17 protein-coding genes and 5 pseudogenes are annotated in these 22,003 nt (G+C 67.8%); 14 read left to right on the forward strand and 8 right to left on the reverse strand.

Annotation, left to right across the window (positions count from 1 at the left end):
• The first annotated feature begins 234 nt into the window (after positions 1-234).
• The 5 genes and pseudogenes from ACSMXO_RS20650 (at position 235) to ACSMXO_RS20670 (ending at position 4,154) form a co-directional block, all read left to right on the forward strand.
• On the forward strand, positions 235-795 hold the full coding sequence (locus ACSMXO_RS20650; RefSeq protein WP_455418998.1) for a hypothetical protein: 561 nt from the start codon (positions 235-237) through the stop codon (positions 793-795).
• A 287-nt stretch (positions 796-1,082) separates the two neighbouring features.
• Positions 1,083-1,457 carry a hypothetical protein gene (locus tag ACSMXO_RS20655; protein ID WP_455418999.1) on the forward strand — a complete coding sequence of 125 codons (375 nt, stop codon included), beginning with the start codon at positions 1,083-1,085 and terminating at the stop codon, positions 1,455-1,457.
• Complete coding sequence (locus tag ACSMXO_RS20660) at positions 1,454-1,699, forward strand: hypothetical protein (RefSeq protein WP_455419000.1); 246 nt, start codon at positions 1,454-1,456, stop codon at positions 1,697-1,699. The genes ACSMXO_RS20655 and ACSMXO_RS20660 overlap by 4 nt, the downstream gene beginning before the upstream one ends.
• A 168-nt stretch (positions 1,700-1,867) precedes the next feature.
• Positions 1,868-2,953: a hypothetical protein gene (locus tag ACSMXO_RS20665; RefSeq protein WP_455419001.1), complete on the forward strand. Its 1,086-nt coding sequence runs from the start codon at positions 1,868-1,870 to the stop codon at positions 2,951-2,953.
• Between the two features lie 158 nt (positions 2,954-3,111).
• Positions 3,112-4,154: pseudogene (locus tag ACSMXO_RS20670) on the forward strand (peptidoglycan DD-metalloendopeptidase family protein).
• A 434-nt stretch (positions 4,155-4,588) separates the two neighbouring features.
• On the opposite strand, the gene ACSMXO_RS20675 reads toward ACSMXO_RS20670, so the two are convergent.
• Together ACSMXO_RS20675 and ACSMXO_RS20680 are read right to left on the reverse strand one after the other, a co-directional pair.
• Positions 4,589-6,904 carry a WD40 repeat domain-containing protein gene (locus ACSMXO_RS20675; RefSeq protein ID WP_455419002.1) on the reverse strand — a complete coding sequence of 772 codons (2,316 nt, stop codon included), beginning with the start codon at positions 6,902-6,904 and terminating at the stop codon, positions 4,589-4,591.
• 509 nt (positions 6,905-7,413) lie between these two features.
• The gene (locus tag ACSMXO_RS20680) at positions 7,414-8,250 is read right to left on the reverse strand and encodes an IS5 family transposase (RefSeq protein ID WP_455419003.1); all 837 of its coding nucleotides are present in this window, start codon (positions 8,248-8,250) and stop codon (positions 7,414-7,416) included.
• 600 nt (positions 8,251-8,850) lie between these two features.
• On the opposite strand from ACSMXO_RS20680, the gene ACSMXO_RS20685 reads away from it, so the two are divergent.
• Positions 8,851-9,015 carry a hypothetical protein gene (locus ACSMXO_RS20685; RefSeq protein WP_455419004.1) on the forward strand — a complete coding sequence of 55 codons (165 nt, stop codon included), beginning with the start codon at positions 8,851-8,853 and terminating at the stop codon, positions 9,013-9,015.
• A 2-nt stretch (positions 9,016-9,017) separates the two neighbouring features.
• Here ACSMXO_RS20685 and ACSMXO_RS20690 read toward each other — a convergent pair whose 3' ends face one another.
• Positions 9,018-9,860, reverse strand: coding sequence for a transposase family protein (locus tag ACSMXO_RS20690; RefSeq protein WP_455419005.1), 843 nt, complete (start codon positions 9,858-9,860; stop codon positions 9,018-9,020).
• A gap of 245 nt (positions 9,861-10,105) precedes the next feature.
• On the opposite strand from ACSMXO_RS20690, the pseudogene istA reads away from it, so the two are divergent.
• Positions 10,106-11,059: pseudogene (gene istA, locus ACSMXO_RS20695) on the forward strand (IS21 family transposase); the annotation flags it as partial.
• A 439-nt stretch (positions 11,060-11,498) separates the two neighbouring features.
• On the opposite strand, the gene ACSMXO_RS20700 reads toward istA, so the two are convergent.
• From ACSMXO_RS20700 to ACSMXO_RS20710, 3 genes and pseudogenes are all read right to left on the reverse strand, one after another.
• Positions 11,499-12,122: a transposase gene (locus ACSMXO_RS20700; RefSeq protein WP_455419270.1), complete on the reverse strand. Its 624-nt coding sequence runs from the start codon at positions 12,120-12,122 to the stop codon at positions 11,499-11,501.
• Positions 12,122-12,613: pseudogene (locus tag ACSMXO_RS20705) on the reverse strand (winged helix-turn-helix domain-containing protein); the annotation flags it as partial. The gene ACSMXO_RS20700 and the pseudogene ACSMXO_RS20705, both read right to left, overlap by 1 nt.
• The gene (locus tag ACSMXO_RS20710) at positions 12,574-12,975 is read right to left on the reverse strand and encodes an Lrp/AsnC family transcriptional regulator (RefSeq protein ID WP_455419006.1); all 402 of its coding nucleotides are present in this window, start codon (positions 12,973-12,975) and stop codon (positions 12,574-12,576) included. The pseudogene ACSMXO_RS20705 and the gene ACSMXO_RS20710, both read right to left, overlap by 40 nt.
• A gap of 522 nt (positions 12,976-13,497) precedes the next feature.
• Between ACSMXO_RS20710 and ACSMXO_RS20715 the strand changes: the two genes are divergently transcribed.
• A complete protein-coding gene (locus tag ACSMXO_RS20715) occupies positions 13,498-14,799 on the forward strand; it encodes a cellulose binding domain-containing protein (protein WP_455419271.1) in 1,302 nt (433 codons plus the stop codon).
• Between the two features lie 269 nt (positions 14,800-15,068).
• Entirely contained in the window at positions 15,069-16,511 is a 1,443-nt protein-coding gene (locus ACSMXO_RS20720) for an endo-1,4-beta-xylanase (protein WP_455419007.1), read from the forward strand.
• A 415-nt stretch (positions 16,512-16,926) separates the two neighbouring features.
• Here ACSMXO_RS20720 and ACSMXO_RS20725 read toward each other — a convergent pair whose 3' ends face one another.
• Both ACSMXO_RS20725 and ACSMXO_RS20730 read right to left on the reverse strand, forming a co-directional pair.
• Complete coding sequence (locus ACSMXO_RS20725; RefSeq protein WP_455419008.1) at positions 16,927-17,502, reverse strand: flavoprotein; 576 nt, start codon at positions 17,500-17,502, stop codon at positions 16,927-16,929.
• Positions 17,499-18,845, reverse strand: a complete 1,347-nt coding sequence (locus tag ACSMXO_RS20730) for a hypothetical protein (RefSeq protein ID WP_455419009.1) — start codon at positions 18,843-18,845, stop codon at positions 17,499-17,501. Before ACSMXO_RS20730 ends, ACSMXO_RS20725 begins: the two co-directional genes overlap by 4 nt.
• A 349-nt stretch (positions 18,846-19,194) precedes the next feature.
• On the opposite strand from ACSMXO_RS20730, the gene amcA (ACSMXO_RS20735) reads away from it, so the two are divergent.
• The 5 genes and pseudogenes from amcA (ACSMXO_RS20735) to ACSMXO_RS20755 all read left to right on the forward strand — a co-directional run bounded on the left by amcA (ACSMXO_RS20735) (position 19,195) and on the right by ACSMXO_RS20755 (position 21,858).
• Positions 19,195-19,362, forward strand: a complete 168-nt coding sequence (gene amcA / locus ACSMXO_RS20735; protein WP_455419010.1) for a multiple cyclophane-containing RiPP AmcA — start codon at positions 19,195-19,197, stop codon at positions 19,360-19,362.
• A 74-nt stretch (positions 19,363-19,436) separates the two neighbouring features.
• Positions 19,437-19,718, forward strand: coding sequence for a hypothetical protein (locus tag ACSMXO_RS20740; RefSeq protein WP_455419272.1), 282 nt, complete (start codon positions 19,437-19,439; stop codon positions 19,716-19,718).
• A pseudogene (gene amcB, locus ACSMXO_RS20745) lies at positions 19,715-20,930 on the forward strand (cyclophane-forming radical SAM peptide maturase AmcB). The gene ACSMXO_RS20740 and the pseudogene amcB overlap by 4 nt, the downstream one beginning before the upstream one ends.
• A gap of 10 nt (positions 20,931-20,940) precedes the next feature.
• Positions 20,941-21,129: a multiple cyclophane-containing RiPP AmcA gene (amcA, locus tag ACSMXO_RS20750; protein ID WP_455419011.1), complete on the forward strand. Its 189-nt coding sequence runs from the start codon at positions 20,941-20,943 to the stop codon at positions 21,127-21,129.
• Between the two features lie 66 nt (positions 21,130-21,195).
• Positions 21,196-21,858: pseudogene (locus ACSMXO_RS20755) on the forward strand (pentapeptide repeat-containing protein).
• Positions 21,859-22,003 lie beyond the last annotated feature (145 nt).

Consider the following 22,003-nt stretch of genomic DNA (forward strand, 5'->3'; position numbering starts at 1 on the left):
GGCTGGGCCCATGGGCGTCAAGGTAGCCAATCAGTGGGAGGCCGGCTGACCCCGATGCAGCTTTGTACGTCAAGCCGTACCTGTCTCTGCGCCGGAGCCAGTACGCCGACACCCGGCAGTCTCGGAATCCGACAACGACTCACCACGCGCCTGCACCCCCCCACACACACACTTCGCTACTGCGGCGCGGTGCGGCCTAGCCGCACGCGCCCACCATCCGTTGGAAGAGAACCCATGACGACCGATACCAACACCCATCCGCACTTGAACACGACGACCAGCGGGCTTGCGGTGATCTTCGATGCCACCGCACTGCGGTCGTGGCTGGCTGATTCCACCAACACCGGTACCGATGCCAACGACACTGGCAATGGCGACGCCGGCAGCCGCGCCGACGAACTCGGCATCAACGAGTTCTTCAGCCGAACCCATGCATACCTACTCAGCGGCCTGGATGATCTACTGGCGGCGTTGGCAGATGACCAGCAGCAAACTGTGTGGCGGCTGCAGTCCGGCACCGAGCACGTCGGGTTCTTCCGCACCTTCGACGGCGAGATCTGCGATGGCGCGATCATCGTCGTCGACCTCGCCAACTGGCTGCGGCTGGCCAGCCTGCACCAGGACCACCGCGACTTCGCCAGCCTGAACAGCCACGGCTGTGACGCAGCCGTCGAAGCGCTGGCCAACCTCGCCACCGAAGCCAACGCCATCGTTCGTCGTTACAGAAGCACCAACGGGCCCGGCCACGGGACAAACGACATCCGCCAGGCGTCCACGGTCACGTCTGCGGACTGACCAACCACGACCGCGCGGCCTACGACCAGCACCCGCGCCGCCATCCCGGCCCAGGGCGTGTCGCCCCACGGTGCTCCCCGGATTGTTTGTCCCGCTGGCCGGAGCTGCCCGTGCGACTGCCGAAGCACTGGTCGGGACCCACCCGGTCGCCTGCGCATACCCCGTCCCGATTGCCGGCACTACCTGCCCTGACGTGCCGCTGCGTCGCGGCGCATCGGGCGACGCGCCCGTGCGTCGCCCAGCCCTCAGTTCAGGCGTGGGCTCGCCATTTCGAGAGGAGCAGAGAGATGAACATCGCCACCAGTCAGCCGCACCCGGCTAAGCACGAAGCGTCCTGTCCCGACCGGCCCCAGCAGGACGTGTACGGGGGGATCGGGTGGAGCAGCGCGGAAACCCCTACGTCGACCGTCGCCGGCACCGCCGGGAAGGAGCCGTTGTGCCAGCTGATCGTTGCCGGCGAACCGATCGAGGTATGGGTCGAGTCCCTCGATACCGGTCTGGTGCGCATCGACCTTTGCACCACCGGCGGAATGGGCTGCGGCGAGGCCGAACTCGCCGACGGTGAGCTGCGCGTTGACCTGCCCGGCGACTGGAGCGTGGCGGACAAGGCCACGGTCACATGCCTCATCGCCCGGATCGCCTACGCAGTGTGTGCCACATGACCAGCCCGCAACACGGGCGCCGGGCGCGGCCGGAACAACCACGGCTTGCCGACGGTCAACTCACCGCCCTGGTGCTGGAGCACATGCGTGCCCGGCCGCGCCTCGATTTCAGCCCGTACGAGCTGGCGAAAGTGCTGGGCCGCTCCCACGGCACCATCCGTCGCACCCTGCTACGTCTGGCTGAGACCGGCACGGTGACCCGCACCCGGCAGCGCCCTGCCCGCTTCCGCATCACCACCTGAAACATCACCCCGCCCGTCCACGGACATCCACCCCGGATGGCCCGTCGCGGCGGGACGCCTACGCCCGTCTGGGCCCAGCGTCCCGCGTCGGGGCGCTGGGCCCTCCTTGAAGGGAGAAAGCCCCGTGACCCTGGATGAACGCCACCGGCAGCAGCGGGTGGTTCAACGATGAACGGCAACCGCACGCGGCACTCACGTCGTCCTACGGTCGAACACGCCGCCTGGGTCTTCTACGCCGTCGCCGCGCTCGGCTCCACCATCGGACAGATCTGGGTCGGGGTGCAGATCCCGCCCTGGCCCGACACCCTGCACTGGTGGTGGCGGACCGTGTTCGTCGCGCCGTTCGCGATCGTCATCGACCTCGGCGGCGCTGTCACGGCGGCCTTCGCCGACTGGCGGCAGCGGCTCGGCGAGGCCGCCTACGGCTGGCGAATCCTGTCCGCCGCGTGGGTCACCGTCGGCGTCACCACCAACATCGTCGGCCACGCTGACGTGCCCTACCTGGCTGTCGTATTCGGCGGCCTCGGGGTCTTCGCCTACGCGATCTGGCTGATGCACAGCGCGGCCCGACGCCGTGACGCGCTGCGGGCCGCCGGGAAACTCGCCGACACCGCACCGGTCTTCGGCATCGTCCAGTGGTGGCGCGAGCCGGCCGTCACCCGCCGCGCCCGCTCCCTCGCGGTCGCGCAGCGGCTCCCGCTGCACCAGGCCCTCGACATGGCCCGCCAGCAGTTGCGTGACGAGAAGCGCCGCGCCGCGCTCGCGACCCACGTGGAGACGCTGATCCGGTCCCGGCACGACGACCCGGTCCGAGCCGACATCGCCGCCACCACGCTCGACCTCGACGCGGTCGCCGCCGCGCTCACCGCCCAGGCCGACGTGCCCGGCTGGGCCCGCGTCATCGGCGCCGACCTGACGCCCCCACCGCCCACTGACGCCGAGCCGGACACCGCAGGAGAATTGGCCGCGCTGCCGGCCGGACCGATGCCGCCTGCCGACGTGCTGCGCCGGGTGCCGCAGGACCAGGCGTCCTACGACCGCTGGCGGCAACTGTGGGACGAACTCAAAGGCAACCCGGACGTCGTGCCCGCCGAGTTCGCCAAGCGGCACGACATCTCCCTGCGGCAGGTCCAGTGGATCCGCCGCACTGGTGCCAGCGGCCTGCTCGACTCGCCGCTCACGCTGATCGATCGTGTCGCTCTGCTGGGCAGCACCAACGGGAAGCCCACGCAGCATCCGGCACCCACCTCGTAGAGCCTGCCGCCGGTGGCGGCGCGCCAACCCGTGTCCCGCCACCGGCGTGCGCCCCCTTCGGGGCCGGTGCGGGGCCGCCTGATGTCCGCACGGCAGATCGCCGCGGACACACCCACCTCGAAGGGAAACATCATGCCCGCACACACCCGGCGGCTGCCGTGACCAGCCGTCTCATCGCCGTGATCGTCTCCATCGTCGTCGGCGTCGCGTTCCTGTGCGTCGCCGGCCTGACCGCCCTCACCGCAGCCGCATCCGCCTGCTCGGTGACCACCGCCCCGAGCGGCACCACCGGCCGCTACGACGCCAAACAGAGACACCACGCCCAGGTCATCGTCACCGTCGGCGTCCAGCACAGCATCCCTGTCCGCGGGCACGTCATCGCGGTAGCCACCGCGCTACAAGAATCCGGGCTACGCAACCTCGGACATCTCGGCGACCGCAACGACCACGACTCCCTCGGCCTGTTCCAGCAACGGCCAAGTCAAGGATGGGGCACACCCGCGCAGATCATGGACCCCGAGTACGCGGCAGCGGCGTTCTACCGCAAGCTCGTCAGCATCCCCGGCTGGCAGAGGATGCCACTGACCGTCGCCGCACAGGCCGTGCAACGCCCGGCCTACCCCGACGCCTACGCCAAGTGGGAAGACGAGGCGGCACTCCTCGTTGGGCTCGTCTCCGGACAGCCGGCCGCCGCTGGTCCCGGCGAGCAGTGCATCAGCGTCGGCGGCTGGATGAAACCGGTCCAGGGAACCGTCGGGTCCGGGTTCCGCACCGACAAGCGCCCCGGCCACGACGGAGTCGACATCAGCGCGGCCAAGGGCACCCCCATCCACGCCGCAGCCTCCGGATTGGTCATCAGCGTCGTCTGCAACGCCCACCTGCGCGACGGCACCCCGTACTCATGCGATGTCGACGGGCATCCGGTCAACGTCGAGGCTGCGGCTGGTACGTAGAGCTGAAGCATCCCGACTCCACGGTCACCCGCTACTGCCACATGCTCCGCCGACCGCCCGTCGAGGTGGGACAGCAGGTTCCCGTCGGTCAGGTCATCGGCCAGATCGGCAGCAGCGGCCACTCCTCCGGCCCGCACCTGCACCTGCACCTGGAAACCCATACCGGCCAGCCCGCGACCGAAGCCAACGCGGTAGACCCCGTCAATTTCTTCGCCATACGGGGCATCGACCTGACTCAAGATAGCTGATTGTAGGTTCTCATCGCCGATGACGGATTCTCACGATCTTGGCGGGCGCTGCGGCGGATCCGCCATGATCACGAGAATCTATGGGCGTGGTTGTCCGGTCTCGCGGGAGTTGGCGGATTCTCAGGCTCCGCGCGGCTGTCGCGGCGGGTTCTCAGGACCAAGGTGGTCGGGCCACGAAGTTCTTCAGCCCCGTAGCCGGTCGATTCCTCAGTGTTGTGATTGACGTAGCTTCACGTGGGCGTCGGGCGGCGACGGCACGACGCTGGTACGGGCCCTGCTCACCACGGTCAACGGCATCGCCGCCGGGATGCGCAGCACCGGGTGATCTGGACCGGCCGAAGCTGCCCGTCAGCCCAGCTTCGGCAGATCCCGCCTTTCCATGTCCAGCCCGGCTCGGCACGGCCCGGCCCAGTTCGGTCCGGTGGGTGTGCGAGTCACCTGGGTTCGGTGTCGAGCGCGGTGCCGATGGTCCGTAGCGCACTGAACGCGGCGTCGGCTCGACCGTTGAAGTCGTCGTCGCGCAGCGTCGAGAGCAGGTCGAGAACTGCAGTGAAGTGGCGGCACTTCGCAGCCTGCTTGATCAGGTCTTTGGTCGCGTAGAGCCGCTCGCTTCGACGAGTGGTCCGTAGCGTCGCGTAGGCCTCCGCGAGCGCGCCGGTCTCCGCCTGGGTCGGCCGGGGCGCTGGGTTGACGTTCACGGTCGGCGCGGCGCTCTCGATGGCGTCCGCGTCTGCCGTGGCAGTCGCCAGGATCCGCTCCACCTCCGCGGTGGCCTTCAGCCGGGCGGCGGCGACGGGTATCGCCGCCACCAGTTCCAGCGCGGCCGTCGCCTCCCCACGCTGGGCACGCAGCCGGGCCGCGCGCCGGAGCCGCTTGGTCAGGATCGGCTCCACCTCTGTGGTGGCTGCGTCCCGGGCAACAGCGACGGGTATCGCCGCCACCAACTCCAGCGCACCCGTCGCCTCCCCACGCTGGGCACGCAGCACTGCCGCGCGATGGAGGCTGTGGCAGACCTGCGTACTCCACCGTTCGTCAAGGGGCCGGATCGACTCCAGAGCCGCCCGGTACAGGTCGTCCATGGTCGCGGTGTTCGGCGGCGGCCACGGGGTGGCGACCGGCGCGGGTCGGTCCCGGAAACGATCAAGGTACCGCGCCAGCGGCGGGCCGAGGCGCTCGGCGGCGCTGCCGGCATCGGGCACGATGTCGAGGTCTCCCCAGCGGGTCGGCCACGCGAACCGGCGGTCGACCGTCCAGGCGAGGATCGCGTCGAGCGTGTCCCGCCGGTCGCCGGGGGCGATGACGAGTCCGGCTTCGAACGCCACCGCCCAGCTGCTGGCATCCAGCGCGAATGTCGGGTCCAGGCCGAGGTCGCGGCGGATGTCGTCGCCGGTGTCGGTGCGGTCCAGTTCCAGCGGACGGGGCCCAGGCGGCTCCCTCAGGAACGTGAGATCCCCGATCACCTTGCCGGTCGTGGCCCGGACGAACCGCAGGGTGCTCCAGCCGGTGGCGATGAGTACGTCGTCGACACCCCAGAGCACTCCTCCGGTGTTTTCGGGCACGTCGATCACCCGTAGCCGTTCAGGTTCTCCGGCCAACGACCAGACCTCGATGTGGCCGGCGGTGGTGAGGCACGCCGCCCGCTCGCCATCGGGTGCCCACGCCCAGGCGGTGTGATCCGATTCCTCCGGTTCCTGCTTCACCAACGCCAGGTCGAGGTCGTAGCGATGTTCGCCCTCGTCGTAGATGGCGACGAGGGGCCGGACATCGGTGTCGTCGCCGGCGGGAATCACGACGGCCAGTCGGCCCCGACCGTCTCGGTCGCCCCAGTACAACTCGGTGGCGCCGGGACGTTCGGGCAGGTCGGCCACTGGCCGGCCGGTCGCGGTATCGGCGATCACCAGTCGCTCCTGGGACTGGTAGGCGAAGAGCCGGTGGTCCGGGCTCCACGACACGGCTACGTCCGGTGTTTCGGTGTCGACAAGCCACAACACCTGCCGACTGTCGACGTCGATCGCGTACACCTCGCCGTCTTCGGCGCGCGCGAAGATCCGCGATCCGTCCCGCGACCAGATGGACCCCGTGGGGTAGAGCCACCTGGGCTCGGACTCGTCCTCAGCCCAGTCCGGAAGCGTGTCAGCCAGCAACAGCACCGACGCCGGCCCGTCGCTGTCGTCCTCGTCGTCCTCCCGGTCGTGGTCGTAGACCTTGCCGTTGACCAGCGAGACGAGGCAGCCGGACACCGCGCGTTCGAACCCGACGTGGACGTACGCACGCGTGCCGTCCGGCGCGAAGGCGTACCCGGGCGGCCGCCCAGACCCGTTGGTCACATCCGCGGCCCCAATCGGCTCGACGTGGTCACCGAACGGGTCCCACGCCCCCACCACGTTGGTGTCGAAGGCCGCCGCGACCCGCCGGCCCTCGGCTGACCACTGCAGCAGGGTGGGATATCCCGGCCACCCGACACCGCCGCGGATCCCGTCCAGCACGTTGACACACCGCCCGGTGGACACCTCCCAGATCTGCAACGCGCCACCGCGCTCGTAGTCGCCACCACACCAACTGCCGACGGCAAGATAACGACCACACGGGCTCAACGCGAAGGCGTCGATTTCGTCAAAATGCACGTCGGGATGGCGCAGGACCGCGCCGGCCGACCTGATCCGCTCGGTCGCGAGCCGGTGCGCCTCGGTCACCCCGTACGCCTGGTCGAGCGCGACCAGCGCGGCGCGCAACGGCGGTAGGTCACGCACCGGAGTGAACGCGGACCAGTCCGCGCCGCGCAACGCCCTGAGGTACGCGTCCGGATCGGCGCCTGACGGCGGAAGGTCCACAAACCTGGGTGAGTGGCAAGAGGCGTCGTTATCAGGGTGGTCGCCCGATATATCCATGACAGCGGATTGTAGGCAGCGGCACCGACACCCCGCGGACGACCGAGCCGGCTGTCCAGAACTCCGCGGTCGCCGTCACGCGGCGTGTCTACCCCGGACCGGGCAGCGTCGGGCAGCGGCGATCAGGCTCAGCGCCAACAGGAACGCCGAGTACGCCACCGCACCCCCGGGGCGGCCGGCACCTGCCCGAAGCGTGCGGAATCGGCCAGCACCCACCCAGCAGTAACGCGTCCGCTAACCGTAACGGATACGCCTCCGCTAATGCCCCGCGCGGACAGTCAACCCTGCACACCAACCAGGTGACCAACCTTAGCCCTCATAAAGATCACCAAGAAAGCGCCAACTCACTGAGTGAGCGTTTTAGATGTGGGTTACTCGGGTGTGTTGAAGGTACGGCGGGGTTGGCGGGTGGCGGGTCCGATGCGGGTGAGGCGGTTGAGCATGCCGGTGATCGCGGCCCAGCGGATCATGTGTTCAGCGGTGGCGGGATCGGTCTCGTAGTCGCGGGCCAGGCGGCGGTGCAGCATCAACCAGCCCAGGGTCCTCTCCACCACCCACCTGCGCGGATGCACGGCGAAACCCTTCTGGTCGGCGGGCTTACGCACGATCTCCACCGTGGTGCTCAAGGCGTTCTTGGCCCAGTCGACGAACCGGCCGGCGAACCCCTGGTCGGCGAAGACGTGCCGGATCGGGGTGGTCGCGTACGCGGCGAGCAGCGCTGCTTTGCCGCCGTCGCGGTCCTGCCAGCAGGCGGCCAGGACCCAGACGGTGACCAGCAGGCCGAGGGTGTCGGTGACGATGAACCGCTTCCTGCCGTTGATCTTCTTGTTCGCGTCGTAGCCACGACTGTCCGCGGGGACGGTGTCCGCGGCTTTCACACTCTGCGAGTCGATGATCCCCGCCGTCGGCTCCGCCTCGCGGTCGTGGGCGAGGCGGACCTGCTCGCGCAGCTCGGTGAGGATCCGTTCGGTCACACCCCGCTTGTTCAGGCGTTTGAAGTGCCCGTACACCGTCTGCCACGGTGGGAAGTCCGTCGGCAGGTACCGCCACGGGCAGCCGGTACGCAGCACGTACAGGATCGCGTCGATGACCGCCCGGCGGGGATGCTTCTCCGGCCGGCCCATCCACTTCTGGCCAGGCAACATCGCCTCGACGATCTCCCACTGGGCGTCAGTCAGGTCAGACGGGTACCGCCGCACTCGCTCCATACCCGACTACCGAGCCACTCACCCTCATCGATCGGACCCACTGTGCGACACGCCCGACCAACACACATCTAAAACGCTCACTTAGCGCAGGCCAACGACATGATCCCTGGGACATCGACGCATGGCGAAGAGCGAGCTACACGCCGAGTACCTGGCGCACGGCCTCTCCCATCTCGACCAACTTGTCGTGCCCAAGGTTACAGCATGATCGATCGTCATGATTTCTGCGACCGGACAGCGGCGGCAGTGTCGGCGGGATTGTACTTTCGGGAATTTCCGGTGATTCGCTTACTGTAGCTGAGTCGCTGGTCAGATCATGTCGCCTCAGATGCCACCGACCCGGTCAATTCCGTTCAAGCTTAACCGAATTTCGCCGACTCCCAGGAATCGCTGAGTAGTCGGGGGCGTCCAGGTTAACGCGAATCACCATCTCGCGGGGCTGCGGCCTGCGTCGGTGCACCCCTGTTGAACGGCCTACGAAGATTGTAAAGCGATCGGCCGGCCACGAGTCGGCTGCATTGCTCCCTGCCGCCCCGCCAGGGGCGGCGCCAGGCGTGGGCACTTGACGAAGGAGAATTAAAATGGGTTTGAGCGCAGACATTGCCGAACTCGATCGTCGCCGTGGATCGGGCGATTGTCGCTTTTGAAAGCGTGCTACCGCCGGCCCTGCGTGAGTCGCGCGAGTGGATCAACCTCAAGGAGCAGGTCGAAGATCTTCAGTGGGCGTCGTTAGGCGAAGGCATGCACTTCGGCTCACTGACGTGATCTCAACAAGAATCCGGTAGGTATCGGTATTCGACGTGGGTGAGGTGGAGGGCGGCGCGGACGATGTCGCCGATGCCGCGAGGGCTGGCGGTGGTGTGTCGTAACGTTCGCCATCGGCCGGTGAGGATCGCGAAGCCGCGTTCTCCGAGGCATCGCATGGATCGAAGCATGGTGTTGTAGTCCCGGTTGTCCGGAGCGAGGCGGCGGCTGTCGGCGGGTTGCTTGTACGGGGTGTGGATGCCCTGGCCGGCGCCTTCGTAGCCGGAGTCGGCAAGGGTCGGTAGGTGGAGTTGCGATGCCGCCCAGTACAGGGCGCCGGTGACGTCGAGGTGGTGGGCGCAGGTCAGGTCGTGTAGGTGTCCGGGCATCGCGTCGGAGGTCCAGATCGGCAGTCCGTCCGGGCGGATCACGGCCTGGATGTTCGCGCCAAAGTCGCGGTGTTTCCCGGAGTACCAGGCGTCGATCGTCTCGCCTTTCACGCTGGTGGTTGTCTCGGCAAGCCGGTCGGTGTCGAACAGCTTCCCGTCGAGGATCACGTGTGACCAGCCGTCGGCGGCTACTCGTCGCAGGGCGTCGTGCAGGGTGGGTGTCTGCGTCGCCAGGACCCGTACGGCCTCGGCGACGTACCGGTAGGCGGTTGCTCTCGACACTCCGAACCCGGCCCCAAGGATGGTCTTGTCCTCACCTTTGCGAAACCACACCAGCACCAGGAGTGCTTGGTAGAAGCAGGTCGGAGCGCGGGTACCCGGTCGAGTGCCGACCGCGCGACGCTCGGCGCGTAGCAGCCGCGCCACGTACTGCACGAGTTCCTTGGGGACGTCGAGGATGGCACGATAGGCAATCACGTGGGGTCCTTCCTGGTAGATCAGATTCCGTCGCAAGAACCTGTCTACCGAGGGCCCCACGCTCTGTCTCTGGACCATCCGTTATGGACGCGATGCCCGTGTCATCCCAACCTGTGTCGGCGGCCAGTGAAAGATCCCCATAGGCGGCCATTTACCGCCCCGCTGACGGCCAGGGTTCTCCCCGTGGATGGCCAGATATCTCCCCGCTGATCATGACGAGACGCTGGTCGGCGAGGGTCGGCGGCGTGAAACGTGGCAGGAAGATCGTGGAAATCTTGGAGGCGTACGACCTCACGGGTAGTTACCGTGCGGCGGCCGAGTTGGCCGGGTGTGATCACCACACCGTGGCCCGTTATGTGAAGTTGCGGGCCGAGGGGCGCAGCCCCGAGGAGCGGACGCATCGGGCTCGGCCGATCGACGAGTTCATGGACAAGATCGAGGAGCTGGTGGCTCGTTCGGGTGGCCGGGTCCGCGCGGATGTGGTGCATTGGAGGATCACCGCGATGGGTTTCGCCGGCGGGGAACGCACCACCCGTCGGGCGGTTGCCGCGGTGAAGAAGTCCTGGCAGGCCGGGCAGAGGCGGGTGTTCCGCCCGTGGATCCCGGAGCCGGGGTTGTGGCTGCAGTTCGACTGGGTTGAGGGTCCGCGTATCGGCGGCCGGCGGACCACGTTGTGGTGCGCGTGGCTGCCCTGGTCGCGGTTCCGGGTGGTGATCCCGGTGTTGGACAAGACGCTGCCGACGGTCGTGGCCTGCCTGGACGCCACCCTGCGGCGGCTTGGCGGGGTGCCAGCCTACGTGTTGACCGATAACGAGAAGACGATCACAGTCGAGCACGTCGCGGACATCACCGTGCGGAATCCGGAGATCGTGCAGGTCGCCCGGCATTACGGGATGACGATCCGCACCTGCGTGCCGGCGGACCCGCAGTCCAAGGGCGGCGCCGAGAACACCGTGAAGATCGCCAAGGCAGATCTGGTCCCGACCAGCGCGAACCTGCTCGATCAGTACCGCACGTTCGCTGAGTTGGAGGCGGCCTGTCGTGACTTCACCGACGAGGTCAACGCCCGGCTCCACCGCGACACCCGCCGCCGCCCGGCCGAGGCCCTGCTGGAGGAACGCCACCGGCTGCACCCGCTGCCGGCGCAGCCGTTCACGGTCGCGTTTGGCACCACCTGTCGGGGTACCGGCACAAGTACAAAGCCACGTACGGCTCGAAGTGCAGACCCTGGGCACGTCAGCCCATCCCCAGTGATCGACCACCTTGCTGACCGTCGGATCTCGCGAGGTGTCCCCGACGATAACCGTACGTGACGGATCTCCCCAAGTGCCGCGAGCCGCTCGCTTCCGGATCTGTCGAGATCAGTGCACGTGATCAAGGCTGGGTTTCTCGTCAAGGCCAAGGCGTTCGGCCGCCGCGAACCGGCGATGATCATCTGTTTTCTTCGTGCCCATTGACCGGTTGACCGTGCTGGACCGCGACGGGCCGTTCGAGGACGGTACGCAGGACAACGGTGGAATTCGTGTGTGAGATGGCCGGGATCGCCCGGATGCGATCGAGAGCATCGGCGAGTTTGACGGTAGCGCCGACTCGGACCTTGATGAGGTACAGCGGTTGAAAGTCTGGGGTCTGTCGCGGTCATGGTGGTTCCGGTTGCAGGCTGAGTCCGGTCTGGGTGAGGAAGCCGGGGATCAGGTCGGGTCGGTACTGGATCCGTTTGAGTCGGTTGCGGATGATCGCGGCGAGGTGGTCAACGCCGTTGACGGCGAGGTTGCCCAGGTTGGCCTTGATCGTTGAGCACAGGCCCTCGACGGGGTTGAGGTCGGGTGCGTACGCGGGTAGTTGGACCACGGTCAGCCAGCGGTGGCGGGCGGCGATGAGTTGGCGCATCGCCGTGCTGGTGTGGGTGTTGACCCCGTCCCAGATCAGGATGATCGGGGCGTGGAGTTGGTGGTGCGCGGCGGTGATCAGGGTGGCGTAGTCGTCCTCGGACAGGCTGCGGCGCTCGCCCCTACGTCCGCGGTGGACGCGTAGGCGGTAGAAGACGTGGCCGCGCTGGCCGGGCTTGTAGGCGATCAGTCCGGCGATCGAGACCCGGCCCGAGCCCTTGCCCGACACCCGTACGACGGGGGTGTGGCCCTCGCGGGCCCAGGTATGGGCCCTGGGTGGGCGTAGGGTCTGTCCGGCCTCGTCCTCGAAGGCGATCCACGCTCCGGTCGCCGCCGCTGGCCTCGTACCTTGGCCCAGGTGGTGGCCCGCCAGTCGGCGATCGCGTCCTCATCGCGCTGGACGGCCCGGTGTTTGGGGGCCTGCGGGGTGTAGCCCATGCGGTGCAGCAGGTAGGACACGCCGCGCAGCGTGTAGGAGACGTGGAACAGCCGGCCGATCAGGGTGGCGACCCGGGCCAGGGTCCACCGTTGGTCCTCGGTCCAGCCGTGCGCGGCCAGGCCGAGGTCCAACTCGGCCCGCAACCGCAGGAGCTGGTCGGGCGAGAGCCGGGAGAGGTTTCCACCCGGCCCGGTCGAGGCCAGGGCGGTCATCCCACCCGCACGCCAACGACGCCGCCACTGGTAGACCGACTTCGTCGACACCCGCAACCGGGCCGCGACCTGCGTCGCTGGCACATCGACGGCGAACATCCGCGCGGCCTGCATCCATACCTGCTCCCGCCTGGCCCGTCCCGCAGCGGACAGGCCCCCACTATCGGCGTACCTCACACCACAGGCATAGGCCGATACCGACCCAGCGTCCATAGTGGTAGATCACACCCGGCCATCCAAAGCAGACCCCAGTCATTCAACGGCTGTAGCAGTCTTCGCCGGCGACCTCGTGGACCTCCAGGACACACGCTTCCTTTTGGCAGTGCGGTGTTGACCGCGGCTTTGGCGCCGGGTTCCGACCTGAAGCGCAGCGCGACGAACGCGGCGGTGCCGGCGCCGACGGCTTGGGGTTCGGTGACGGCGCGGTCGCCGGTGGCGACACCTTCGCGCGAGAGCTTGTCCAGGCGGTCGCGCACGGCGGGCTCGGACAACCCGACGAGCGCGGCAAGGGCGCGAACGGTTTTGCGTCCCGTCTCGGGACAGTTCCGCCAGCAGGATGCGATTGACGTGATCATCGCGACCACCCACGCGCAATGTGGCGGTCCTCCGAGGGCCGCAGCGAGGGCACTTGGGCCTGGACCGTCGGGTCACTCGTCCAGAGGTGTGTCTGCGGCTGCCGGTCGAGCTGGAACGGTTCGATGGATGGCTGGACGATGAGCGGTTCTTCGCCTCGTTCGTGCCGCACTTCTCCCCGTGGATGTGCCGGCCGCGCATCCCGATGATGACGTATCTGCGGTTGATGTTCCTCAAGCACAGCTACCGTTCATCCGCGGCTGCCACTCACTCTGGACATCGACGGACGTGACTTGACACACGTATGACGTCTGATCTACGTTTTTCTCGAATCGGTTCGCCGGGCCGTGTGGAGATCCCCCCTATCCGAACCCCGCCAGCCGGACGTACGCCAGCGGTTTCGTTCGGATCTGCGTTGCCGCCGCCGACGGAAGGGACGCCTTCGGTCGGTGCCGATCGGGCCACGATCCCCGCAGGCCGGTTCGACCGTGCACGGCAACCGTGGTACCGAGAAGGAGCTGAAGATCTTGAAGTACCGATCAGCACTTGTATCCGCCGCGGTCGCCGCAGTCACCGTCATGGCGGCCGGCGGCCTGACAATCAGCGGCGGGCTCACTGCTGCCGCCGGGGCCGACACTCTGGCGGCGACGGCCGGGTGTGGTAAGGCGCCCACGCTTGCCAGTGGGACACGTACGATCCAGAGCGGCGGGCAGAACCGCAGCTACATCCTGCGGGTCCCCGACAACTACGACAACAACCATGCATACCGGTTGATCTTCTCGTTCCACTGGTGGGGCGGCACCGCCGAGCAGGTCGACAACGGCAGCACCAGCGGCCCCCAGTGGTCCTACTACGGGCTCCGGCCGCTGGCCAACAACACCACGATCTTCGTCGCCCCGCAGGGCATCGGCAACGCCTGGGCGAACTCCGGCGGCCAAGACCTGACCTTCGTCGACGACATGATCAGACAGATCGGGACCGGCCTGTGCGTCGACACCACTCAACTGTTTGCCTCGGGCTTCAGCTACGGAGCCGGGATGAGCTATGCCATCGCCTGCGCGCGGGCAAACGTGTTCCGCGGGGTGGTGCTCTACGCCGGGGGAGTCCTCAGCGGGTGCGAGGGCGGAACTCAACCCATCGCCTACTTCGGGATCCACGGGCTGCGGGACTCCACGCTGTCGATCGCGGGCGGGCGGTCGATGCGCGACCGGTTCGTCAGGAACAACGGCTGCACGCCGCAGAACCCGCCGGAGCCGGCGCAGGGCAGCCTCACCCACGTCGTCACCTACTACACCGGGTGCAGGGCGGGCTATCCAGTGGTGTGGGGCGCCTTCGACGGGCCGCATGCCCCCAACGCCGTGGACGGCTCCGCCGACCCGTACGCGCCCGGCGCGAGGTCCTGGACCCAGCAGGCGGTGTGGACCTTCATCACCCAACTCGGCCCCAACCCGCCGACGAGCTCGCCGACGACGAGCTCCCCACCGTCGACCTCGCCAACGACGAGTGCGTCACCCAGTTCCCCGGGGCCCAGTGGCGCGTGCCAGGCGAGCTACCGGACGGTCAATTCCTGGCAGGGTGGCTTCCAGGGTGAGGTCAGCGTTACGGCCGGCGGTTCGGCGATCAACGGCTGGACCGTCCAGTGGACGCTCGCCGGCGGCCAGAACGTCACCCAGGTGTGGAACGGCACGCTGACCACCAGCGGCTCGACCGTTACGGTGCGCAACGCCTCCTACAACGGATCGGTGCCGGCGTCCGGGTCGACCACATTTGGCTTCCTCGCCAACGGCACACCGTCGACGCCGGCACTGACCTGCGTCAGCCCGTAGCCCGGCATACGCGTCTCGGGAGGCTCGTGAGACGGGCTGCGGCCGGTCGGACCGTCGTCGACTGAAGCGGCCGTGGACGGGCCGCAGCAGAACGACACCGCTGTCACCCACAACGCCCAGGCCCGGTTGAAGCCGGCAATGGCGTCACCTCCCGGGGTGATGGTCCAAGCGCGAGCTTGGTGCTCCGGTCGTCGACCGCACAGCGAGCTGCCGGTTCCGTGCCTCGTACGGCAACGATTCAGACAGAACATCGAGGAGGAAGCGCACAGATGAACGACGTTCCAGCTCACCCGAAACGCCGTACCGGCGGTCGCGCGAGACTGCTGCTCGGCGGTGCTTGCGCCGTGGTGATCGCCGTGTCCTCAGTGGCCATAGTCACGTTCGCCCACGCCGATCTCAGCGGCCCGCCCGGGACTACCTTGAAGGCTGCCGCCGAGCGGAGTGGCCGGTACTTCGGCATGGCCATGGGGGCAGACCGCCTCAGCGACTCAGGCTTCCAGACTATCGCGCGACGCGAGTTCAACATGCTGACGGCCGTCAACGAGATGAAGCCCGACGCGACCGAGCCCAACCCGGGCCAGTTCAACTTCACAAACGCTGACAGGCTCTACAACTGGGCCATTCAGAACGGCATGCGGGTCCGCGGCCACACCCTCGCCTGGCACGCACAGCAGCCGAGCTTCTGGCGGAATCTCAGCGGCAGCGCCCTGCGCTCCGCGATGATCTCGCACATCAACGGCGTCATGGACCACTACAGAGGCAAGATCTACCAGTGGGACGTGGTCAACGAGGCCTTCGAGGAGAACGGCACCCGGCGGAACTCGAACCTGCAGGCCACTGGTAACGACTGGATCGAAGCGGCGTTCCGGGCCGCCGACGCCGCCGACCCGGCCGCGGGTTTGTGCTACAACGACTACAACATCGAGAACTGGACCTACGGCAAGACGCAGGGCGTCTACCGGATGGTGCAGGACTTCAAGAACCGTGGTGTGCCGATCGACTGCGTCGGCCTCCAGACCCACTTCACCGGTGGCAGCTCACTGCCGGGCAACTTCCAGCAGACGCTGTCCAGCTTCGCCGCCCTCGGGGTGGACGTGGTCCTGACCGAGGTCGACGTCACCAACGCGTCACCCAGCCAGTACCAGGGACTGACCCAGGCCTGCATGAACGTCCCCCGCTGCCTCGGCATCACGACGTGGGGCGTACGGGACAGCGACTCCTGGCGCAGCAGCGAGAACCCGCTGCTGTTCGACCGCAGCAGCAACCCCAAGCCCGCGTACACCTCCGTCCTCAACGCTCTCAATGCCGCCTCCACCACGGTGCCAGGCACGACCACGCCGCCGAGCACCCCGACCAGCGCGCCCCCGACCAGCGCGCCCCCGACCACGCCGCCCGTCACCGGGCAACCGGGCGCCTGCACCGCGACGTACCGCATGGTCAACAGCTGGGGCGGCGGCTTCCAGGGCGAGGTCACCGTGGCAAACAACGGCTCCGCCACCCTCAACGGCTGGACCGTACGACTGACGCTGGCCAGCGGGCAGACCCTCGCCCAAATCTGGAGCGGCACCAACACCGGCACCAGCGGCGCGGTCAGCGTCCGCAACGCCGCGTACAACGGCACCCTCGGCGCGAACGCCTCGACCAACTTCGGCTTCCTCGTCAACGGAAGCACCAACGCGGCGCCCAGCAACATCTCGTGCACCAGCCCCTGACCGACCGACGAAACGAACCAGCACTATCGCATCAGGACCCTGACAGGGCCCGGAGCCACCGGCTCCGGGCCCTGCGCCGTCGTCGTCGGCCGGCGAGCTGACGCCGCCGGCGAAGAATGCGACTCCCGAACCGCGTCGCGCCACCGCGCCTGATCTATCAAAATCGGGCCGGTGCACCGCTGGTCCACGAGGTTTTGATGCACGAACCGCGGGTTCGGGGTTCGAGTCCCTGGCGGCGCACCACTGAGATAGGCCCTGACCTGGGGTTTCCCCTGGGTCCGGGCCTTTTCATTGCTGCGGCCGTGCCCGGGGTGCTCGACGGGTGCTCGGGAGCCGTTGGACGGATACCGCGTCCGTGGATTGTCCGCTGCGGTTGTGGACAGGCTCGGAGAGTGGCTGCCTGCATCCCTGACGGTCAGTCCTGATCGCTGGCAACTGCTCGCGACTCGTGGACGAGTCGGGCTGCGGTCTCGAACGCTGCCTTCCAGGGGAAGACTCTCTGCCGTTCGTTTCCGCTGCCCGGTGGGTGGGGTTCCCAGCCGTCGTCTTCGCTGAGCAGGACGCGTACGCGTTCGTCGCGCAGGCTCACCACGGCGCGTTGGAAGGGTGCGCGGGTGGCCAGGGCGGCGTTGACGAACGGGACGATGACTGTCGGTACCTGGCGTCCGATCAGCTCGGCGACCGAGGTCATGGCGTAGTTGTCGGCGATGCCGAGCGCGATCTTGTTGATGGAGTTGTAGGTCGCGGGGGCGATGACGAGAGCGTCGGCGGCGGGAAGCGTGCGGCGGCCTCCTAGAGACATCTGGTAGGTGGACCTGATCGGGTGCCCGGTCATCGTCTCGATCGCTTCGGTGTTGATGAAGTCGATGGCGCTGGGGGTGGTGGTGACCGCAGCCGTCCAGGTTTTCTCTGTAGCTGCGGCGATCAGTTGTGTCACGTCGGTGGCGGGGCCGGCTCCGCAGACGACGATCTGAAGGTGGCCGACGGTCATACCGGGATCCCGACGCGGTGGGCGAACTCAACGACTTCGGTACGGACGTGGCCCCGGCTGAGGGCTGCGAGGTCGCCGGCGATGCGCTGGACCGCCGGTCGGCACCGGAGTTCCTCGGGTGCCACGTCGTACGCGATGCGCAAGGCGTTCAGGCTTTGCTCGTAGCGTCCCCACTGGCCGTAGGCACGGGCCACGTCAACGAACAGTGAGGCTTTGCGTTCGGCGAGGTGGATTTTGTCCAGTGGCACCTGGCGGGCGAGGGTGATCGCGGTGCCGGCGTCGCCCAGGGTCAGCGCGATGTTGACCTGGTGGAGCAGGACGTTCGTGGCGCCGAAACCGGTCCACCGGTCGTTGCCGTCGTAGCCGAGCCGTGCGGCGGCACGGGTGGCCTCGTCGAGCATGGCTTGCGCGCTGTCCCGGTCGTCGCTGCGCGCGGCGGCGATCGCACCGCGAAGCAGGAGGGCGCCGTAGACGGCCACCTGGTCGGCGGACCGGAGATGGGTGTCCCGTTCGAGGGCGCCGGCCGCGTTCCCGGCCAGGTTCCTCGCCTGCCTGGTGTGGCCGTTGCTCATCAGGGCGTGGGTCATGATCCGCGCGCTGGTGGCCATTGCCACCGGGTCCTGGCTGGCCGTGCCGGCGTGGGCGCTTCTCTCGGCCGCCACCAGGGCCATGCCCCGGTCACCGATCTTGAGTAGCACGCTGCCGACGACGTGGTACAGGTCGCTGGCCAGGGCGTCGATTCGGATCCGCTGGTCGCCCTCGGCTTCCGCCTGGGTCGGTGCCAGAGCGGGTAGCAGGGTCGCGAGGCGACCGAGAACCTGCTCGTATCGGCATGCCTGGTAGGCGGCCTTCGCGGTGGCCACGTCGCGAGTGAAGTCTCGAAGGGGCAGGGCAACCGGCTCGGCGGCCAGAGCAGTCGGCGCTGAGACCAGCGCGTCGAGTAGTGGCGTGACGCCGGGAAGGGCAGCCATGCCGCCGACCGTCGCGCCCTGCAGGAACTGTCTACGCTGCACGTCACCGTCCGACTCGAGGCCAGGTCTGTCCCTGCCAGTATCGGCGTCCGCAGCGGCCGGCGGTCTGGTGGTAACGGCAAGTGCAACACTGGTGCCTTGCCCCCGTAGCGCCTCGAAGCGTTCCAGAACGTCGGGGGCGGCCCGGGCGAGCACCGTATCGAGCGCGGTTTGCATGTCGGCACGTAGTTGGATGGTCTCGCCCTGGCTGCTCCACTTGGCCACCGTGCGTCGGGCCGCGCCCAGGTATTCGGCGAAGCCGGTGACGCTCATTCGTAACGCCCGCCGCAGGGCGTTTGCGTCCTGGCCGGTCCAGTTGGTCACTGTGGCCATCGGATGTCCTCTCGATGGGACAGGTCAGCGTGCCGATCGTAGCGTCACGTGGTGTGCCGGCGGGTGCACCGCGAGTGCACCGCGGGGACATTCCTCGTCGTCACGCTCCCCGGCGATTCTGAATCGGCCGGTCGCCCGTTCGAGGCCAGAAGCGCTTGACGCGTCGGCCGGCGGCGTCCCCAGAGACTGGCACGTGTGTGCCCGTGACTCCCCGTCTGCGTACTGCCACGAGAGCTGCGCGGGCGGGTGACCGGCGGTCTGCTCCCAGCCGCCGCCCGGCGGCGGTGGGCTCGCCCTTCCCCAGGCGAGTCCACCGCTTGCCGGCGCCTACCTGCTTCGGGGGGCGGCCATGACGGTGTACGTCTCGCGCAACGCGACGACCGGCGGACCATGGCGTACGGATCCGCCGAAACACGCCGGTCCGGCCGAGTTGGAGCGGATGCCCGAGCCGCCGCTGCTCACCCACGTGTGGCGTCAGCATTTCGAACGGCAGGCACGGGAGGCGATGCGCCGATGACCGAAGCCCACCCGGATGCTGTAACTGCGCATCGCCGCACCTCGAAGCAGGGAGAACAGGCGCGGAGGGAGCACTTGCCGCTGCGTCCGCTCTGGCTGTGCCGGACCTGCGGACAGCCCTGGCCCTGCAGGCGGGCGAAGCTGGATCTCTTGGTCGAGTACCAGGGCAGCAGGGTCAGCCTGTGCCTCTACCTGGCCAGCCTCCTCTGCGACGCCATCGATGACCTGCACAGACTCAACCCGAGCGCTACGGGAAGCACCGCCGGTCTGTTCGACAGGTTCCTTGGCTGGCCACGCGCGCCCCACCCACCAGCAGCACCAGACGACCACGTACAGACGGGGGAGGCAGGATCATGAGCGGCATCGGTGTCATCACCGCCGATGGACGGGCGGCCATAGCCCGCACATTCCACACCCTGGTGCTGCAGCCCACCAGCTTCTGCAACCTGGACTGCACCTATTGCTACCTGCCCGACCGACGATCCCGACGGCTCATGACGGTCCCGGTCGCCGCCGGGTGCGCCCGATCCGTGAAGGAGCAGGCAAGCCTCTATCCGGTGAGCGTGGTGTGGCAAGGAGGCGAGCCCACCGCGACACCTCTCGGCACCTTCTGGGAACTGCTTGCCCCGTTCGAGGAGCTGAGGCAGGCCGGACAGGTACGCCACGAGATCCAGACCAACGCCACCCTCGTCAACCAGCGGTGGTGTGACCTGTTCGCTGCCTACGAGTTCGAGATCGGGGTCAGCATCGACGGCCCCGGCGCCCTGAACCGCAACAGACTTGACCGGGCCGGAAAATCGACAACGGCCCGGACCATCCGCGGGATACAGGCTCTCGCCGAGGCAGGATTGCCGTATTCGGTGATCTGCGTCGTGACCCCGGAAACCATCGACCAGGCGGACGACCTCATCGATTTCTTCACCAACCTGCCCGGGTGCCGTTCTGTGGGCTTCAACATCGAGGAACAGGAGGGCGCCGGGCGAACACAGGTGTCGGAGGATGCCGCCTACCGGTTCTGGCACCGGCTTGTCCAACGACGGATCGACCGCAACCCGCTACCCATTCGCGATCTGGAACGCCTGGCCGACTACCTCACCGCCACCCGCGCCGGGCTCGTCAACGACGCCCCGTACGAACCGATCCCCACCATCTCCTGGGACGGGCACGTGGTCCTCCTGTCACCAGAGCTCCTCGGAGTCAAGGACCCGCAGTACGCAGACTTCGTCGCAGGCCACGTTCTCCGTGAACCGATCGGCAACATCCTGGCCCGGGCCGGCAACCTGCGGTACGTCACCGAGTTCATCGCGGGACTCAACGATTTGCGCGGACCACTGCACGTTCTACGACTCTTGCCGGGGTGCCCAGGCCGGCAACCGCTACTTCGAGCACCACACCTTCACTGAACCTTTTTCAACCTCCCCTTGCGGTCCGGCGGACCGCAAGGTCGGACGCGGTGCGTGAGCGCCGCGCGGTCCAGGTTGAAAAAGGTTCACTGCCCGGGAGACCAACTACTGCCGCACCACCCGGCAGGCCCTTGTCCGCGCCACCGCAAACCACCTCGCCAGCTAGGAGGACCACCGTGACCAACGCCCTCGCGAGCCTCGTGGACGCCACGCCGGAGCACCTCGCACGTTTCGGCGTCGAGCCGGTCCGGACGATAGCGTCGATCGACGCGGCCAAGTTCGACAACCGGCCCACCTGGGACAACAAGGGAGGGTTCGACAGTCGACCCGGCTGGGACAACTGGAACAAAAAGAAGTGCTGCTAACCCAGGAGTAGGCGAACGAACGCGGGGTGGCGTCGCCACCCCGCGCCCTAACCATGCTGAGGATTCATGCGGACAACCACCATCGGTGATGTGAAGATCCTGCTCCCGGATCTCGATCCGGAAGATCTTGACAACGTCTACGATCCGGCGAGCGACCTCACCGAGGCCAGCATCGAGGGCGTCTCCTGGCGAGGTGCGCAACTGGAAGACGTCAGCATCCGTAGCAGCCGGATCGCTGGCGCGGACCTCAGCGAGAGCACCTGGGAAGCCGGAGCCATCTGGGGCAGCGAGATCAGCCGCACCGACCTCTCCGGCTCGACTCTGTCCGAGATCACCATCGAACGCTGCGCGTTCACCGGCTCGCGGCTCACGGGTGCCCGGCTAACCGACGTGCGTCTGAAAGACGTCCTCTTCGACGGCTGCCGCTTCGACTACGCCACCTTCCAACGCGTCGTCGCCGCCGGAGCCACGGCCTTCACCGACCGCACGCTCACCAACGCCATGTGGTCGTCCTGCCGACTACCCAAAATCGCCATCAGGTCCTGCCAGTTGACCAACCTTTAACTCGAATCCTGCCAGCTCCAAGACGCTGATCTTCGCGGCAACCGCCTCCACGATCTCAAGGCGGCACTCGTCAACCTGCACGGGGTCACCATCGGCGAAGACCAACTCTCCGAACTTACTCAGATGGCCATCACGGAGCTACGCGTTGAGGTGCGGGCTGACTGAGGCATCAGAGCGCGGCGAGGCTGACCGGCTCAGGAGTCCGCCGAGGCTACTCGAAAAGTGGCCGCCGGAAGGCGTCAGCGACTCGCCGCTGCCGGGGTGGTTCGACTTTCAACAGTTCGACTTTCCACAACAGGTCCGCCGGCAC

The sequence above is a fragment of the Plantactinospora sp. DSM 117369 genome (genome assembly GCF_053764795.1).

Coding starts and splice junctions, on each gene's coding strand:
- ACSMXO_RS20650 (WP_455418998.1), top strand. CDS start 235: ATGACGACCGATACCAACACCCATCCGCACTTGAACACGACGACCAGC.
- ACSMXO_RS20655 (WP_455418999.1), top strand. CDS start 1,083: ATGAACATCGCCACCAGTCAGCCGCACCCGGCTAAGCACGAAGCGTCC.
- ACSMXO_RS20660 (WP_455419000.1), top strand. CDS start 1,454: ATGACCAGCCCGCAACACGGGCGCCGGGCGCGGCCGGAACAACCACGG.
- ACSMXO_RS20665 (WP_455419001.1), top strand. CDS start 1,868: ATGAACGGCAACCGCACGCGGCACTCACGTCGTCCTACGGTCGAACAC.
- ACSMXO_RS20680 (WP_455419003.1), bottom strand. CDS start 8,250: ATGGAGCGAGTGCGGCGGTACCCGTCTGACCTGACTGACGCCCAGTGG.
- ACSMXO_RS20710 (WP_455419006.1), bottom strand. CDS start 12,975: ATGATCACGTCAATCGCATCCTGCTGGCGGAACTGTCCCGAGACGGGA.
- ACSMXO_RS20720 (WP_455419007.1), top strand. CDS start 15,069: ATGAACGACGTTCCAGCTCACCCGAAACGCCGTACCGGCGGTCGCGCG.
- ACSMXO_RS20725 (WP_455419008.1), bottom strand. CDS start 17,502: ATGACCGTCGGCCACCTTCAGATCGTCGTCTGCGGAGCCGGCCCCGCC.
- ACSMXO_RS20730 (WP_455419009.1), bottom strand. CDS start 18,845: ATGGCCACAGTGACCAACTGGACCGGCCAGGACGCAAACGCCCTGCGG.
- amcA (WP_455419010.1), top strand. CDS start 19,195: ATGACGGTGTACGTCTCGCGCAACGCGACGACCGGCGGACCATGGCGT.